Here is a 17,143-nt window from a genome sequence, read left to right on the forward strand (position 1 = left end):
CATATATAAACTCATAGTTTATTATAAGTGAAAATAGGCCTTATGTACACTATTAAAGTAGTTCTTTAGTTGTTTTAAAATATATCATTGGAGGATTTGTATTTATGCAAAAATTTTTCTCAGGAGCGTAATGTCGTATTAATCGCACTTTTTAATGTGCATTTTCAAATATGTATTTAACTTTTGACTTAATATTTTTTATTAGACTAGCTCAAACATTAAAAAAAGAAACCAGTGAACTGACTTGAACTTTTCTACAATAGAATTAAAGTAATTCTATTGTAAGCAGTTCTCATCATTTTACCAGTCTCTAGCAATAAACATTATTTAGAATGATTAGATAGTAATGCTTTATGCGAAGCATTTACTCTACCTTGTTTATCAATTTCTGTAACTTTAATTTTAAATGTGTCTCCTACTTTCAACACATCTTCTACTTTATCAATGCGCTCATTAGCAATTTGCGAAATGTGTACAAGTGCGTCTTTACCTGGGAATAATTCAACAAAGGCACCATATTTTTCAATACGTTTAACTGTACCATTGTATACCTCTCCAACTACCGCTTCTCGTGTGATTTCGTCTATGATACTACGTGCTTTTTCAATCGCATCTTTATCTACTGCACCAATAAATATCGTTCCATCTTGTTCGATATCTAATTTAACACCCGTTTCATCAATGATTTCATTGATTTTTTTACCACCAGGACCAATGACATCTCTAATTTTTTCAGGTTTAATAGACATCGTAACAACCTTAGGTGCAAAAGCACTAAGTTCACTACGTGGCGTATCAATTGTTTTTAACATATGATCTAATATGGCTAAACGACCTTCTCGAGCCTGTTCAAGCGCTTCTTTAATAATTTCTTTAGTTAAACCATCAATTTTGATATCCATTTGTATAGCTGTAATACCTTCCGATGTACCTGCTACTTTAAAGTCCATGTCTCCAAGCGCATCTTCCATGCCCTGTATATCTGTTAAAATCGTATAACTATCGTCACGTGTCACTAATCCCATGGCAATACCCGCAACTGGGGCTTTGATTGGAACACCTGCGTCCATCAACGCTAGTGTGGACCCGCAAATAGAAGCTTGTGATGATGAACCGTTTGATTCTAATACTTCACTCACTATTCTCACAGTATATGGGAAATCTTTAACGTCTGGAATGATGTGGCTTAGCGCACGTTCTCCCAACGCACCATGTCCAATTTCACGTCGACCAGGTGAACGAACTGGACCAGTTTCACCAACTGAATAATTTGGGAAATTATAGTGATGCATAAAACGTTTTTGTTCTTCTTCACCAAGACCATCTAAGATTTGGTATTCACTCATTGACCCTAATGTTAATACTGAAAGTGCTTGAGTTTGTCCTCTTGTGAATAAACCTGAACCATGTGCTCTTGGTAAAATACCTACTTCAGATTCTAATGGACGAATTTCATCTGTTTTACGACCATCTGGTCTAATTTTTTCTTCTGCAATGAGACGTCTAACTTCTTCTTTAACCAAGTCATCTAATATACTGTAGACCTCTTTGATTAATGCTTCATTTTCGTCATCATTTTCATCAACAAATTCTGATGCAACCTTCTCTTTAAGTTCATCTAAATTAATATCTCTTTGTTGCTTGTCAAATGTTAATACGGCCTCTTTCAAACCATATGATTCAGTTAATGATTTTACATTGGCAACCAGTGATTCATCTTTTTCAACAGGAATAAACGCTTTTTTCTCTGGTTGAATATGGTCGATAATTTCTTCTTGGAAGCTAACTAGACGTTGAATTTCTTGATGTCCAAAGAAAATCGCTTCAAGCATTTCATTTTCTGTAATTTCACTTGCACCAGCTTCTACCATATTCACCGCATCTTTATGACCAGCTACTTCTAAATCGAGTCTAGATACTTTTTTTTGTGCAACGGTAGGATTAATCACATATTCACCATCTATATAACCAACGTTTACACCTGCTATTGGACCTTGAAAAGGTATGTCAGAAACACTTAATGCCATTGACGAACCTATCATTGCTGCCATTTCAGGAGAGCAATCTGGATCAGCACTCAATACTGTATTCATAATTTGAACGTCATATCTGTAACCTTTAGGGAACAGTGGTCGAATGGGTCTATCAATTAAACGTGCAGTTAACGTGGCTTCATCACTTGGACGTCCTTCGCGTTTTTTAAAGCCACCAGGTATTTTACCTGCAGCATACATTTTTTCTTCATAGTTAACCATTAATGGGAAAAAGTCACCATCTCGTGGTTCTTTTGATGCTACTGCAGTAGATAAAACGACTGTATCACCATATCTAACAAGTACTGCACCGTTTGCTTGTTTGGCTAATTGTCCCGTTTCAATCGTTAAAGATCTATTTGCCCACTCGGTTTTGAAAACTTTTTTTTCTTGAGACATTACGAATCTCCTCTCATTTATCTGTTAATCCTATCATATCATTTATTAATAAAGATTTATATTAGTATATAGTTTAATGTATAATTATAAATGCAAAAATTATAAAAAAGGGAAAGACCCCAAAGGTTCTTTCCCGATAAATATACGTCTAAAGATTAACGACGGATACCTAATGATTTAATTAATTCACGGTAACGTTGAATATCTTTGCTACGTAAGTAGTTTAATAGGTGTCTACGACGACCTACCATTTTCAATAATCCACGACGTGAATGGTGGTCTTTCGTGTGTTCACGTAAGTGAGTGTTTAATGCAGTGATTTCTGCAGTTAACACAGCGATTTGTACTTCTGGAGAACCAGTGTCCGCTTCGTGTGTGCGATATTCTTTAATTAATTCATTTTTACGTTCTTGTGAAATTGCCATAGTCAATTTCCTCCTTTTTATTTTTATGCGCCTTTATCCGAGCAAAACGTCGGAGTCTCGAACTGCCAAGATAAAGGTGCCTAGTATGTGTGTTTAACACATCAGACTTAAATATTATATGATATTTCGTCACCAAAATCAACAGAAAGTAAATATTTCGCTTTTTCTTTATCTTTATTCATTTGTTCAACCAAAGGATCTATACCATCAAATTTAACTTCTGGTCTTAAATAATGATGCCAATAAACGATAACACGCTCACCATATATGTTTTCATGAAAGTCAAACAGGTTAACTTCTATTACAACTTGCGCTTTAGACGGATCATGAAATGTGGGTTTGACGCCAACATTGGCAGCTCCACGATAAACTTTATCATCTGCACCTATTTTCATACTCACAGCATAAACACCATTTTTAGGCAAAACGTAATCTCCACTTGGCTCTACATTCGCAGTGGGAAAGCCAATTGTTCTCCCACGTTTTTCGCCTTGTACAACCATACCTTTAATTCGATATCGATATCCAAGTTCATCGTTAGCTTTTTGTAAGTCTCCTGTTTTGAGTGATTTTCTAATATCTGTTGTAGAAATTTTTTCCGATTCGAGCTCTTGTTTACTCACGATAGTCGTATTAAATTCCGTCATTTCATCTAAAATCATCATGTTTCCTTTTCCAAATTTGCCGAAAGTGAAGTCAAATCCTGCAACCACTTCTTTTACATGATTATTAATGATATATTCTCGTATAAATTCTTCGGCACTTACATTGGCGAATTTAGATGAAAAATTAATAACGATACAATAATCAATACCATATGATTCTAATATTTCTATTTTATCTTGAATCGGTGTTAAGTAATCTGTACGTTTAAGTTCAGGGTTTAAAACAACAGAAGGATGTGGATCAAATGTCATTACAGCTTTCTTTAAATTCGATGCCTCTGCCTTTTTTTCTAAAGTATCAAATACCTCTGCATGTCCCTTATGCATGCCATCAAAAAAACCAAAAGCCATTGCTACATCTTCTGATATATACTGATTTTCTTGAATCGGGTGAGTTACTTCAATTACTTTCATGGTTATTTCTCCTTTAGTTAAATACCTTCTTTGGTTTTATTTCATATGGTTTATCAGGATGTGGTGTGTAAATTGCTAATGCCTTATTTTCTTTTGTGTCAAACATCACAACCAACGTGTTAATAGAATGATCAAATTCATTCTTACTAAACTTTTGACCATTCAATATTTTATTTTTCTGATTTTCGTTTGAAATATTGACTTTTTTCAAACCTCTCAAACCATATTCTATCGGAAAAAGATTTTCTTGTAATGTTTCGTGCTCATGTAGTGATTGTACATGTTCGATTGAAAGACTATCTTCAATATCAAACCCACCGCTTTGTATTCTTGTTAACTTTGACATATGTGCTGGTATATCAAGCATCTTTCCTATATCTGTTGCCAACGTTCTAATATAAGTACCCTTACCACACTTTACTCTGATATCAAATTGACAACCTCGATTTTCAAATCTTAAATCAGACGCTCGTTTAATATCGTAAATCTCAACTTCTCTTGAAGGCCTTTCGACTGTTTCATTTTTCCTTGCATATTCATAAAGCTTTTTACCATTCACCTTTACTGATGAATACATTGGAGGAATTTGCGTAATGACACCTTCAAAACGTGCTATTGCGCTATCAATCTGCGCCTCTATAAGTGTATTTTCCTCAATGTGCTTTTTTTCTAAAATTTCACCTGTCTGATCTTCTGTAGTTGTACTAAACCCTAAATATACAGTTGCAAAATAAGTCTTTCCCATTTCCATAATATAATCGCTTACCTTTGTTGCTGAACCTATACATATGGGTAATACACCTGATACTTCAGGATCTAATGTACCAGTGTGTCCAACCTTTTTTGTTTTTAAAATCTTCCTTAATTTAAATACAACATCATGGCTTGTTAAACCACGTTCTTTATAAACAGGTAAAATACCGTTATACATTTTAATGTCACCTTCAATCGTCCTTTTAATATCATTCCTTATTTATATTAACACGTCTCAATAAATAAATGGTTATAAAAAAGCTGAAACAAATATCTCAATAGGTATTTGTTTCAGCTTTTAAAATTAATCATTTTTGTGTAAATCTTGAATCATCTTTTCAATTTTATTACCGTAGTCTATCGATTCATCGTATTCAAATTTTAAATCTGGAACAATTCTTAAGCGCATTCTTGAACCAATTTCAGATTTTATAAAACCTTTCGCTTTCTCTAAACCTTTAAACGTATCATCAATTTGTTTATCATTTCCAAGTACAGTTAAATAAATTGTTGCAATAGATAAATCATTCGTCAATTGAACTTCTGTTATTGTTAGGAAACCAATTCTAGGGTCCTTGACTTTATTATTAACAATATCCATAATTTCTTGTTTCATTTGTTCGCCAACACGTTCAGCTCTCATATTCATATTATATTTCACCTCACAAATATCATTCATACATGTATATTTATCTTACTTAAAGATTATATGACAGTTCATTTCACAACGTCAAACAAACTTCCTTCTTTTTTACGTTTAAAAATTTAATTACAAATTCATTATAACTCAAAAAGGTAATAGCTCTGAAACAATTAAACATGATTTCATAACAGTTAGGCACAATTATATTTCCAAAGTGTTATAAAATGAAACTTTATTACATTTTTGTTTTTTAAATACAATGATCATTTATGAAAAACTAAGTTTAATTTTATAAAAAATCACTACTTTAATATCATTTAAGTTTTTAATTAATTTTATAATGTTTTACACATTATAGAAAGTATCATGCTATAATTCAAACTAATAAAAAATGAATTTTTCTATTGAAATGATAAGGAGCGTGTATACTTGGATAAATCAGAAAGACTACTTTATATTTTCACTCGTCTATTTAACGGAAAAAAATTAAGCAAAGAAGAACTTGCACAACAATTAAACGTTAATGTAAGGTCCATACAACGAGATTTTAGTGATATAAATAACTTTTTATATGAAGACCATGAATGGGAAGGGCTAAATGCAAGGATTGTTTATGAAAATAATATAGGCCGACATCGCATTAGTATAGATCGCTATAAATTTAAAAATAATCGGTTACTTAACTTGCTATTTAGGATGAAAAATTTCACACCTCACATTCATATCGATACCTACAATTTAATTAGAGGGCTAAACAGTAATTCGAATCTAGCTGAAAAATTTTTATCTAATACATTACTTAATCAATTTACAATCAATCACGAATTAACAGAATCCACACTTATTTATAAAATTCAACTTGCTATACAAAACAAACAGATTATATTGCTAAATGATGTTGACAATCAAACGTATAAAGTCGTACCGGTATACACAAGATATTTCAAAAATAAATATTGGATTACTTATATATATCAACACGAAATTTTTACACAAGATTTAAATTCAATACATGATATCGAGCAATATGATGAAGCATTTGATGAAAATATCTTTCTGCAAGTTCCAACAGTCATTATGAAATTTCTCCCTTCCATATGGGAACAAATTCAACGGCAATTTATAGTACTAAATTCACAAAATAATGAAGCATTTATTGAAGCAGAACTCATAATCTCAAAAAACGAATGCCTAAATTTAGCATATGAATATCCACAAGAAATCATTTTATTAAAACCAGATCATTATGTAGAAGATTTTAAAAATCAAATCAAATCATTATTCAAGCATTATCATATTTAACTACATATTAAAGGTAACTTTCATATCATTTGAAATGAAAGTTACCTTTTTAGTCAGTTCAATTTTACTAACGCGGTAATGCTTCTTTATATTGAATAGCTTTAAGCTTTCTTATAAAATCTGAATTCCCTAGCTCTCGCTCTTTCTTTTGTTGCTGATTCCACTTATAATAATCTATTTTATTCAATGACTCTTTCTTTTTTAAACGTCTAATATGCTCTTTATAACTCAATACATTACATGCTGTAATATGTCTATTCTGTTTAGATGAAAGCACAAACAAATTGTCAACAAGATATTGATGTAAATCACTATTAGTAAAATTTTTAAAGATTGAAATAAAGAGTTCTTCTTCACTAACAATATAAATTCGACGCTTATCATCATTTATAATTTTTAGTAAGAGTTCAAAATTCATAACTTGTGACGGTAGATAATGGTTAAATGTTAAAAAATCTTTTGGTATACCTGCTGTATGACCAGTTTGATATGGAAAGAAATTCATAACCATCACTCTATTGGGATTAATATTGAATTGCTTCAAAATGGATCCGTTACTATATATATATTTCTTAAACCAACAATGATGATCTATATAAGGAATAAATACCTTATGACCGTTTAAATTCAATTTACCTTGTATGTCTTGCAATATTCTATTACGATAATGTACCACCATATCATCTGGTAAGGTAGGATCATTAATTATAAAATCATTTTCCGCCTTTTTTTCAATATTACAATATCTGCTCTTTCAGGATTTCCAAAATACGGTCTTGCTATGGCTGGACTTAATTCTGCTTCATTTTGGACAATTCGTTGTCTATGCTTATTGATTTTTACTTTTCCATTTGCAAAATCAATCAACTTTTTAAATCTTGGTATGTTACTAAAATCTTCACCAAAATTTCTTTTTAAATATGCTAAATCTTGAGGGTGTAGAAAAGCAGTCATGTCATGTCTTTCTCTTATTTCATTTAAAGTTTCTAAGTCATAAATAGAGTTATATTGATCCAAATATTCTTGCCAAAATTCATTTATTTCTTTTAAATATTCACTCATCACTTATAACCTCCTATTTATGCTAAGTTTAATTAAGTACATAGACAGTTAGTGTCCATATTAAAATAACAAGCAATTTTACTAAAAATTTTTTAACTGGTTTACAATGCTTAATAAATAGCTAATTTTATGAGTAACTATGCACTTAAAACAAAACATTATATTAAATTATAAAAATAAACATTTTTTTCAAATGCTTCAAAGCCACACCTTCTCTTACCCAAAAGATAACATATTTAAAAGAAAAAAACCGTAAGCTAACATGATAAATTAGCCTACGGTTTAAAATTTTTGTATTTTCTTAAGATAACTGTCTTTATCTTTTAATTTCAACCATTTCGAAAGCTTCTATTATGTCGCCTTCTTTTAGGTCGTTATATTTTTCAATCGTGATACCACATTCATAGCCTTGAGCTACTTCTTTTGCATCGTCTTTATAACGTTTTAATGTGTCCAGTTCACCTTCAAATTGGACGATACCATCTCTGATAACACGGACACCCGCATTTCTCGTAATCTTACCATCTGTAACATAACTACCAGCTATTGTACCCACTTTTGAAACTTTAAATGTTTGACGCACTTCTGCTTGGCCAATCACTTGTTCTTCATATTCTGGATCTAGTAAGCCTTTCATTGCAGCTTCTATTTCTTCAATAACACTATAAATAACACGGTGTAATCTCATATCTACACCTTCTGTTTCGGCTGCACGTTTGGCACCAGTATCCGGTCTTACGTTAAAGCCAATGATGATACCATTTGACGCATTCGCTAAAGTTACATCAGATTCATTAATCGCACCTACTGCAGTATGAATTATGCGAACATTAACGCCTTCTACTTCAATTTTCATTAGTGAAGCTGCAAGTGCTTCGACAGAACCTTGAACATCACCTTTAATGATGACATTTAAATCTTTCATTTCACCTTGTTTCATTTGTTCAAATAAATTATCTAGTGAAACGCTCTTACTTTCTTGACGCTGTTGTAAAACATTAGCTTCATGACGTGCTTCACCAATACGTCTTGCTTGTTTCTCATCTTTAAACACAACAAAACGATCCCCAGCTTGTGGTACATCATGAATACCTGTGATTTCAACAGGCGTAGACGGTTCTGCAGATTTAATTCTTTGTCCTAAGTCATTAACCATTGCACGAATTCTACCATACGTATTACCAACAACCAAAGCATCTCCAACATGCAGTGTACCATTTTGCACTAGAAGTGATGCAGATGGACCACGTGACTTATCTAATTCTGCTTCTATCACTGTACCTACTGCTTTTTTAGCAGGATTTGCTTTTAGTTCTTGAATTTCAGATGTAAGCACAATCATTTCTATTAAATCTTCTATACCATCGCCACTTAAAGCAGAAAGCGGTACGAAAATTGTATCGCCACCCCAGTCTTCTGGAATTAAACCGTATTCTGTCAATTCTTGCATTACTCGATCAGGGTTAGCAGTCGGTTTATCAACTTTATTAACTGCTACAATCGTTGGTACATTCGCTTCTTTGGCATGGTTGATTGCTTCTATCGTTTGAGGCATTACACCATCATCTGCTGCTACAACTAAAATTGTAATATCAGTTACTTGCGCACCACGTGCACGCATTGTTGTGAATGCAGCATGTCCTGGTGTATCAAGGAAAGTGATTTTTTTGCCATCATTTTCAATTTGATAAGCACCGATATGTTGTGTAATACCACCAGCTTCACCTGCTGTTACTTGTGTGTGACGGATAGAATCCAATAACGTTGTTTTACCATGATCAACGTGTCCCATAATAGTAACAACTGCTGGTCTTTCTACTGCATCTTCATCTTCAGATTCATCATCAAAGTAAATTGATAAATCTTCTTCATCAACAACAACTTCTTTTTCAACTTCAACACCATAATCATCAGCAATTAATTCTAAAGTTTCATCATCTAATGCTTGATTAATGTTAGCCATGATGCCTAATAAGAATAACTTTTTAATTATTTCTGAAGAATCAACATTGATTTTTTCAGCAAGTTCTCCGACTGTGATACCTTCTTGATAAGTGATGTGTGAAGGTATTTCTTTTGGTTCTTCTTGTTTAGTTTGTTTATTTTTGTTGTTATTTTTGCTGTTTTTCTTATTTTTGTTGTTATTTTTGTGGTTATTTTTGTTGTTTTGATTATTATCTTTTTTATTAGCATTAGACTTGTTATTTGATGGTTTTTGTTGATTTTGACCTTGTTGTTTATTTTCTGATGCATCCGATTTCTCTGGTTTATAAACCTTATCTAATGCCTTGATTTGGTCATCTTCTAACGTTTGCATATGGCTCGTTACCTCAACGTCCATTTTCTTTAACTCATCTATAATATCTTTACTTTTTAATTTTAAATCTTTGGCGTATTCGTAAATTCTTATTTTACTCATATAGTCACTCCTTACGATATTCATCTATCATTGACACTAACTTTTTAGCAAAGCCTTGATCAGTGATTCCAATGTTAACTCGTTCTGCTTTACCTAAAGCTTGTCCTAATTCAGCTCTTGTTCCAAATATGCGAAATGATATATGGTAACTTTCACACTTGCTCTGAAACTTTGTCTTTGTATTTTCAGAAGCATCAGTTGCAATAATTACGAGCTTTAACCTATTTTTCTTAATGTCATTTAAAATGACCGATTCACCTGTTTTTACTTTTCCAGCACGCATTGCTAAACCTAAAAAATTTACGATTTTCTCTATAGTCATTTAGGTATCTCTTCGCGATAAATAAGACGTATAATTTCCTTGTATACAGGATCTAGAGTTTCTGCATCAACTTTAAAGTATTTTTCTAATACACCTTGTTTTTGTGCATCTTCTACTAATTTAACATCTTTTGATACATATGCACCACGACCTTGTTGTTTTCCTGTAGCATCGGCAAAAATTTCGCCTTCTTTATTAATAACAACTCGAATCATATCTTTTTTTGGATGCATTTCATTTGAAAGTATACATTTACGCATTGGAATTTTTTTCTTTTTCATAAAAGCTCACTCCAAATTATTTTTCAGCGTCATCTTCATCTATGCTATCTGTTTCATCATCCGTTTTTAAGTCATGCGTTTCAATATTCACATCTTCCAAATCAATGTTTGTATCCTGTTCAATATTTTCATCTTCTTCTATTTCTAGTGCTTCGTCTATCGGATAAACACCTTCAGCTCTAGCATCACTTTCTGATTTAATATCAATTTTCCAACCAGTTAATTTCGCAGCTAAACGTGCGTTTTGTCCACGCTTACCAATCGCTAACGATAATTGATAATCAGGCACAACTACAATAGTTGATTGGTTTGCTTCATCAACAATCACTTGTAGTACTTGAGATGGACTTAAAGCATTTTTAACAAAGACCTTCGGATCTTCATTCCATTGAACAATGTCAATTTTTTCGCCACCTAATTCTTCTACAACCGCTTCAACACGAGAACCTTTAGCACCCACACATGCACCTACTGCATCGATATCTGGGTTATCTGAATGAACACTGATTTTAGAGCGGTCTCCTGCTTCACGTGCCACAGATTTTACAATGACTGTACCGTCAAAAATCTCTGGTACTTCTTGTTCAAATAAACGTTTGAGTAATCCTGGATGGCTACGAGAAACGTAAATTTGCGGTCCTTTTGTCGTTTGCTCTACTTTATTGACATACACTCTAATTCTTTCATTAGGAATATAACTATCATTAGGGCTTCTTTCAGCCTCAGATAATACAGCTTCTGTACGTCCTAAATTAACATAAACATAGCGGTGATCTACTCTATCAATAAGACCATTAACAATATCATCTTCTTTATCGATAAATTCATCATATAATATTTCACGTTCAGCATCACGTAAACGCTGCATTACTGCTTGTTTCGCAGCTTGTGCACCTACACGCCCAAAGTCACTTGGTGTTACATCTTCTTCGTATATATCACCAACTTCATATGCTGGGTTTTTAACTAGCGCTGTACTTAAGTCAATTTCTTCTCTATTATCCATTACTTCTTCTACAACTTGTTTACGAGCAATTACATGAAATGTACCTTCATCCATGTTTAACTCAACGCGTACACTTCTTGCACTGTCATAGTTCTTTTTATATGCAGTAATTAGCGCTGCTTCAATTGCATCAATTAATACTTCTCTTGGAATCTTTTTTTCTTTTTCTAAATATTCAGTTGCTAATAATAATTCATTACTTGACACGACTTATCATCCTCCTCATCACATTAAAGCATTACAGCATGACGTGCTTTAGCGATTTTATTTCTTGGAATTTCAACTTGTTTCTTCTTTGACTTTTCTTTTACTTCCATAATAATCGTTTCACTTGTTACTTCTTTTAAGATACCTAACCATTCTTTTCCACCTTCAATTGGCGCATATAAAGAAACGTATATTGGTTTTGTAACAGCATTTTGGAAATCTTTTTCTTTTTTTATAGGTCTTTCAGCACCTGGAGAAGCTACATCTAAATAATACATTTCTTGAATAGGATCTTCTTCATCCATAATTTCACTAATCTTTTCAGAAGCTAAGGCACAATCGTTTAAATCGACGCCACCTTCTTTATCAATGGATACTCTTAAGAAGTAATCTTTTCCTTCTTTTGTGTATTCGACTTCAACTAATTCAAAATTTAAGTCGTTAAGGACGGGTTGAATAATTGATTCAACTTGCTCAGTTACTTTACTCATACTGACCTCCTTTTTTGGCAAATAGAAAAGAGCGGGTATAACGCCCACTCTTCCTGCCTGAGTCTAATTTTTTAAGCAATATTATTATACCATATGTTCATTTCCTATACAAACAACTATATATTTTCATATAGTATGACAATAACTAATATCAAAATTTTATACATTTAACATTTTTTATTCCATACCTACTAATAAATTGCTCGATTACATATCAAATATTGATAATTGTGCTTTATCTGGCAAGTTAGGTAATGAACCAAGTTCATCTAAATACTCGATGACTTTTTGTGACAATCCAGCTTTTTTATTTAAATCTTCTTTTGATAAAAACGGTCCTTCTTCACGTGCTTCAACGATACGTTGTGCAACGTTTTCGCCTAATCCAGGAACAGCAATAAATGGCGGAATCAAACTATCATCTTCAATGATAAAATCAAATGCTTTACTTTTCTCTAAACTAATTGGTTGCATACGATAACCGCGTTGCGCCATTTCGTTCATGATTTCTAATACTGTTAAAGTATCTTTTTCTTTTTTGGCTAAATCCATATAACGTGAATACATATCGTTTACTGTATTTCGAATACTTTCTTTATCCTTAATCATTGAAATTAAATCAAAATCAGATGCACGTACCGTAAAGTAACTTGCATAATAATAAAGTGGATAATGAACTTTGAAATACGCAATACGTACTGCCATCAATACATATGCTGCCGCATGGGCTTTAGGGAACATGTATTTAATTTTTCTACATGAATCTAAATACCAATCTGGCACTTCATTGTCTACCATTGCTTCAACCATATCGTCAGTTAGCCCTTTACCTTTACGTACAAATTCCATTGTCTTGAAGGCGAGTGAAGGCTCTAAACCGTTATACATTAAATAAACCATAATATCATCACGACAACAAATAACACTTGATAAATCACAAGTTCCTGAGCGTATTAAATCTTGTGCGTTACCTAGCCAAACATCCGTACCATGTGATAATCCAGATATTCTAACTAACTCTGAAAATGTAGTTGGCTTGGTATCTTCTAACATTTGGCGCACAAATCCTGTACCAAATTCTGGCACACCAAATGTTCCAGTTTTACATAAAATTTGTTCTGAAGTTACACCTAAAGGTTCTGGCGAACTAAAAATGCCCATAGTTTCATTATCATCGACAGGTATCGTTTTAGGATCAATACCTGATAAATCCTGCAGCATACGAATCATCGTCGGATCATCATGTCCTAATATATCCAGTTTCAAAACGTTATCATGTATTGAATGGAAATCAAAATGAGTCGTCATCCAAGCCGATGATTGATCATCTGCCGGAAATTGAACAGGTGTAAAATCGTAGATATCCATATAATCTGGTACAACGATGATGCCTCCAGGGTGTTGTCCTGTTGTACGTTTTACACCAGTACAACCTTTTACGAGTCTATCAACTTCAGCGCCTCTTTTGTGAATACCTTGATCATTTAAAAATCCTTTCACAAAACCGAAAGCTGTTTTTTCAGCCACCGTACCAATTGTACCTGCACGAAAGACTTTATCTTCACCAAATAATTCTTTTGTATAATTATGAGCTTGTGGTTGATATTCACCACTAAAGTTCAAGTCGATATCAGGAACCTTATCACCTTTAAAACCTAAGAAAGTTTCAAAAGGAATATCCTGGCCTTCTTTAATTAAATCACATCCACATGTGGCACATTTTTTATCTGGTAAATCAAAACCAGAACCAACGGATCCATCGTTAAAGAACTCACTTTCTTTACATTCTGGACAAATATAATGTGGAGGTAATGGGTTAACTTCTGTAATTTCAGTCATTGTCGCTACAAAACTCGAACCTACAGAGCCACGTGATCCAACTAGATAACCGTCATCTAATGATTTTTTAACCAGTCTTTGTGAAATTAAATATATCACAGAAAAACCATTCCCAATGATACTTTCAAGCTCTTTCTCTAATCGGTCAATTACAATTTGTGGTAAATCTTCACCATACAATGCTCTGGCGTTAGCATAACTCATATCTCGTATTTCATCATTAGCACCTTCCATGCGGGGCGTATACAATTCATCCTTTATCGGAACTACGCGTTCGATACGGTCTGCTAAGTCATTTGTATTTTTCACAACTAATTCATGTGCTTTTGCATCACCTAAGAAATGTAATTCATCTAACATTTCATCCGTAGTTCTAAAGTGCGCCTCAGGTAAAGTACTACGATTTAACGGGTTACCTGGCTGTGATGCTATTAAAATTTTACGTGCAATACCATCATGTTCATTTAGATAATGCGCGTTTCCTGTTGCAATAACAGGTATATCATTCACATCTCCAGCTTGGATGAGACGTTGATAAATTTCATGTAATGTTTCATTATCTCTCACCAATTCTCTATCTATTAAATCTTGGTATAATGCAGGTGGTTGTACTTCAATAAAATCATAGTATTTTGCTATTCTTTCCACTTGAGATTGGTCTTTTTGCATTACTGCAGTAAATACTTCACCTTCATCACATGCGGAACCAACAAGAATACCTTCTCGATATTCATCTAAAAGTGAACGTGGAATTCTAGGTGTTCTATAATAATATTTAACTAAAGATGCGCTTACTATTTTAAATAAGTTCTTTAAGCCCTGTTGATTTTGCACAATAAGTGTTACGTGATTTGGGCGAGCACGTTTATAAGCGTCTTCATTTGATAAAGACTTATTAATATCTTGATGATTATAAACTTCTGCTTCTTCTAATTGTTTTAACATCTTTATAAAAATATAAGCTGTTGCTTCAGTATCATAAATCGCTCTGTGATGTTGTGTTAAATCTACACCATATTTTTTAGCTAAAAAGTTCAGACCATGTTTTCCATATTCAGTGTTGATGGTTCTAGAAAGTTCAAGTGTATCTATCACACCGTTAGTTGATGCGCCTAGGCCAGTTTTTTCATAACCGGTATCAATGAACCCCATATCAAATGATGCATTATGTGCTACAAATATCGCGTCACCGACCCACGCTTTAAACTCGGTTAAAACAGTTTCAATTTCAGGTGCATTGACGAGCATATCGTCTGTGATATGCGTTAAATTCTTGATTGTTTCAGATAAACGTTCGTGTGGATTACTAAAACGTTCAAACTTATCAATAATTTCTCCTTCTTGTACTTTTACAGCTGCGAGTTCGATAATTTTATCATACTGATTAGATAGACCTGTTGTTTCAACGTCAAAAACAACATATGTTGCAGTTTTTAAATCAATGTCTTGAGGCTTATACGCTATGGGCACACCATCATCGACCAACATGCCTTCCATGCCATAAATCATTTTAATATCATTTTTTTCTGCTGCAGCATGCGCATCTGGAAATGCTTGAACCACATTATGATCAGTAATTGCAATAGCTTTGTGGCCCCATTTAGCTGCTTGTTCTACATATGCACTTATATTCGGAATGCCGTCCATCTGACTCATGGACGAATGCAAGTGAAATTCTACGCGTTTTTCGTCTGCTTTATCTTGTTTAACTGCTTTTTTTATTTCTTCTATATCAGACATCATCATGACTAAATCACGTACGAATGTATCTTCTTCTATTCTGCCTTGTGCTCGAACCCATTTACCGACACTGAGAGCTTTAAAATGAGCTAAATCATCTTTATTTTTTCTAGTGAACATTTTCAATACTAAGGAGTCTGTATAATCTGTAACTTTTAGTTCTACAATATGGCGTCCACTTTTCAATTCTTTTAAATTAATATCAAAGATAACACCTTCAACTGCAACTTTAAATTCCTCTTCAATAATCGATTCAATTGGTTTTACATTTTCTATTTGAATTGGTTTTCCAATTTGACATTTAGCTACAGTACTTTCATTATTATCTTGTTGTTTAGCTTTTTCAGCACGCATCTTTTCTAACTTTTCAGTGGCTTCACGAGCACTTTGCTCATCTTCTTGTTGAATGTGTGCTTCTAACGATGCCAAGTCGTCTCCATTAGATGTTTGGTCTGTTTCAAAAATGATACTGCTGATTGCAAAACCACATTGTTGAAATGCTTTAATCAAACTTCCATTGCACGCTTTGTCAAAATGATCTCGCTCTATATCATTCTGACACATGACTTTGAGCACATCCCCTGACATAATTAAGCGCTTTTGCTTAAGCTGACCTTTTACTTTAGGTGATAATTTAGTTTGGTCAATGCAATAACTAAAGTATTTCAATGCATATTCATCTTGATTCGCTTTATTTGTGATTGTAAAATTACAATCGACTTTAGCGATTGTTTTAAATTCTTCAGTAATTGCATTCATAAATAACAGATAATCTTCAATTGGTAAAAAATATGGAAATGTTATCTGAAATACCCAGGTACGATCCGTTGTTTTAACATCTACACGTGTTAATTCACTTTGTGCTAAAATTTCTGGATCCAAATGATCTGCAATTTTAATTTGATCAGCTAAAATCTTGAATTTTTCTTGATTTGTCATTGACATGACGATAACCACCTTACTGTTAATTACACTACGTTACTATTTCATATAATTTCTTTAACTGTCGCGTTTGTATTTTGTACATTATCTATCTTATAACGTAAAACCTTTAATTTCTAATACTTAAACTTTACTATTTTTACATTATGGTTTCTTATCATAAATAAGAGCGGGAATGAAATCAAACATGATCCATTCGA

The 17,143-nt window shown here is 33.0% G+C and carries 14 protein-coding genes; 1 reads left to right on the top strand and 13 read right to left on the bottom strand.

Features of this window, described 5'->3' with window-relative positions; translation table 11 throughout:
• Positions 1–323: 323 nt before the first annotated feature.
• From pnp to rbfA, 5 genes are all read right to left on the bottom strand, one after another.
• On the bottom strand, positions 324–2,432 hold the full coding sequence (gene pnp / locus AB1J10_RS07475) for a polyribonucleotide nucleotidyltransferase (RefSeq protein WP_070037856.1): 2,109 nt from the start codon (positions 2,430–2,432) through the stop codon (positions 324–326).
• 155 nt (positions 2,433–2,587) lie between these two features.
• Positions 2,588–2,857, bottom strand: a complete 270-nt coding sequence (rpsO, locus tag AB1J10_RS07480; protein WP_019468698.1) for a 30S ribosomal protein S15 — start codon at positions 2,855–2,857, stop codon at positions 2,588–2,590.
• 107 nt (positions 2,858–2,964) lie between these two features.
• The gene (locus AB1J10_RS07485) at positions 2,965–3,936 is read right to left on the bottom strand and encodes a bifunctional riboflavin kinase/FAD synthetase (RefSeq protein ID WP_046208622.1); all 972 of its coding nucleotides are present in this window, start codon (positions 3,934–3,936) and stop codon (positions 2,965–2,967) included.
• A 13-nt stretch (positions 3,937–3,949) separates the two neighbouring features.
• Positions 3,950–4,867 carry a tRNA pseudouridine(55) synthase TruB gene (truB, locus tag AB1J10_RS07490; RefSeq protein WP_070037860.1) on the bottom strand — a complete coding sequence of 306 codons (918 nt, stop codon included), beginning with the start codon at positions 4,865–4,867 and terminating at the stop codon, positions 3,950–3,952.
• 126 nt (positions 4,868–4,993) lie between these two features.
• Positions 4,994–5,338: a 30S ribosome-binding factor RbfA gene (gene rbfA / locus AB1J10_RS07495; protein ID WP_019468695.1), complete on the bottom strand. Its 345-nt coding sequence runs from the start codon at positions 5,336–5,338 to the stop codon at positions 4,994–4,996.
• Positions 5,339–5,761: 423 nt separating this feature from the next.
• On the opposite strand from rbfA, the gene AB1J10_RS07500 reads away from it, so the two are divergent.
• Positions 5,762–6,634 (top strand): HTH domain-containing protein, encoded by an 873-nt coding sequence (locus AB1J10_RS07500; protein ID WP_064209030.1) that lies wholly within the window; start codon positions 5,762–5,764, stop codon positions 6,632–6,634.
• Positions 6,635–6,701: 67 nt separating this feature from the next.
• Here the strand turns inward: AB1J10_RS07500 and AB1J10_RS07505 are convergent, their stop codons facing one another.
• From AB1J10_RS07505 to AB1J10_RS07540, 8 genes are all read right to left on the bottom strand, one after another.
• On the bottom strand, positions 6,702–7,139 hold the full coding sequence (locus AB1J10_RS07505) for a hypothetical protein (protein ID WP_261659920.1): 438 nt from the start codon (positions 7,137–7,139) through the stop codon (positions 6,702–6,704).
• Between the two features lie 200 nt (positions 7,140–7,339).
• The gene (locus tag AB1J10_RS07510) at positions 7,340–7,696 is read right to left on the bottom strand and encodes a hypothetical protein (RefSeq protein WP_198645797.1); all 357 of its coding nucleotides are present in this window, start codon (positions 7,694–7,696) and stop codon (positions 7,340–7,342) included.
• A 316-nt stretch (positions 7,697–8,012) separates the two neighbouring features.
• Positions 8,013–10,115: a translation initiation factor IF-2 gene (gene infB / locus AB1J10_RS07515; RefSeq protein WP_070037862.1), complete on the bottom strand. Its 2,103-nt coding sequence runs from the start codon at positions 10,113–10,115 to the stop codon at positions 8,013–8,015.
• Positions 10,116–10,119: 4 nt separating this feature from the next.
• A complete protein-coding gene (locus tag AB1J10_RS07520; RefSeq protein ID WP_046208627.1) occupies positions 10,120–10,437 on the bottom strand; it encodes a L7Ae/L30e/S12e/Gadd45 family ribosomal protein in 318 nt (105 codons plus the stop codon).
• Positions 10,434–10,718, bottom strand: a complete 285-nt coding sequence (rnpM, locus tag AB1J10_RS07525; protein ID WP_046208628.1) for an RNase P modulator RnpM — start codon at positions 10,716–10,718, stop codon at positions 10,434–10,436. The genes AB1J10_RS07520 and rnpM overlap by 4 nt, the downstream gene beginning before the upstream one ends.
• 16 nt (positions 10,719–10,734) lie before the next feature.
• Entirely contained in the window at positions 10,735–11,931 is a 1,197-nt protein-coding gene (gene nusA, locus AB1J10_RS07530) for a transcription termination factor NusA (protein ID WP_070037864.1), read from the bottom strand.
• A 23-nt stretch (positions 11,932–11,954) separates the two neighbouring features.
• Positions 11,955–12,422 (bottom strand): ribosome maturation factor RimP, encoded by a 468-nt coding sequence (gene rimP / locus AB1J10_RS07535; RefSeq protein WP_046208630.1) that lies wholly within the window; start codon positions 12,420–12,422, stop codon positions 11,955–11,957.
• A 207-nt stretch (positions 12,423–12,629) separates the two neighbouring features.
• Positions 12,630–16,946: a PolC-type DNA polymerase III gene (locus tag AB1J10_RS07540; protein ID WP_369003077.1), complete on the bottom strand. Its 4,317-nt coding sequence runs from the start codon at positions 16,944–16,946 to the stop codon at positions 12,630–12,632.
• Positions 16,947–17,143 lie beyond the last annotated feature (197 nt).

This window comes from Staphylococcus cohnii species complex 1663, assembly GCF_041008415.1.
GTDB lineage: Bacteria > Bacillota > Bacilli > Staphylococcales > Staphylococcaceae > Staphylococcus > Staphylococcus ureilyticus.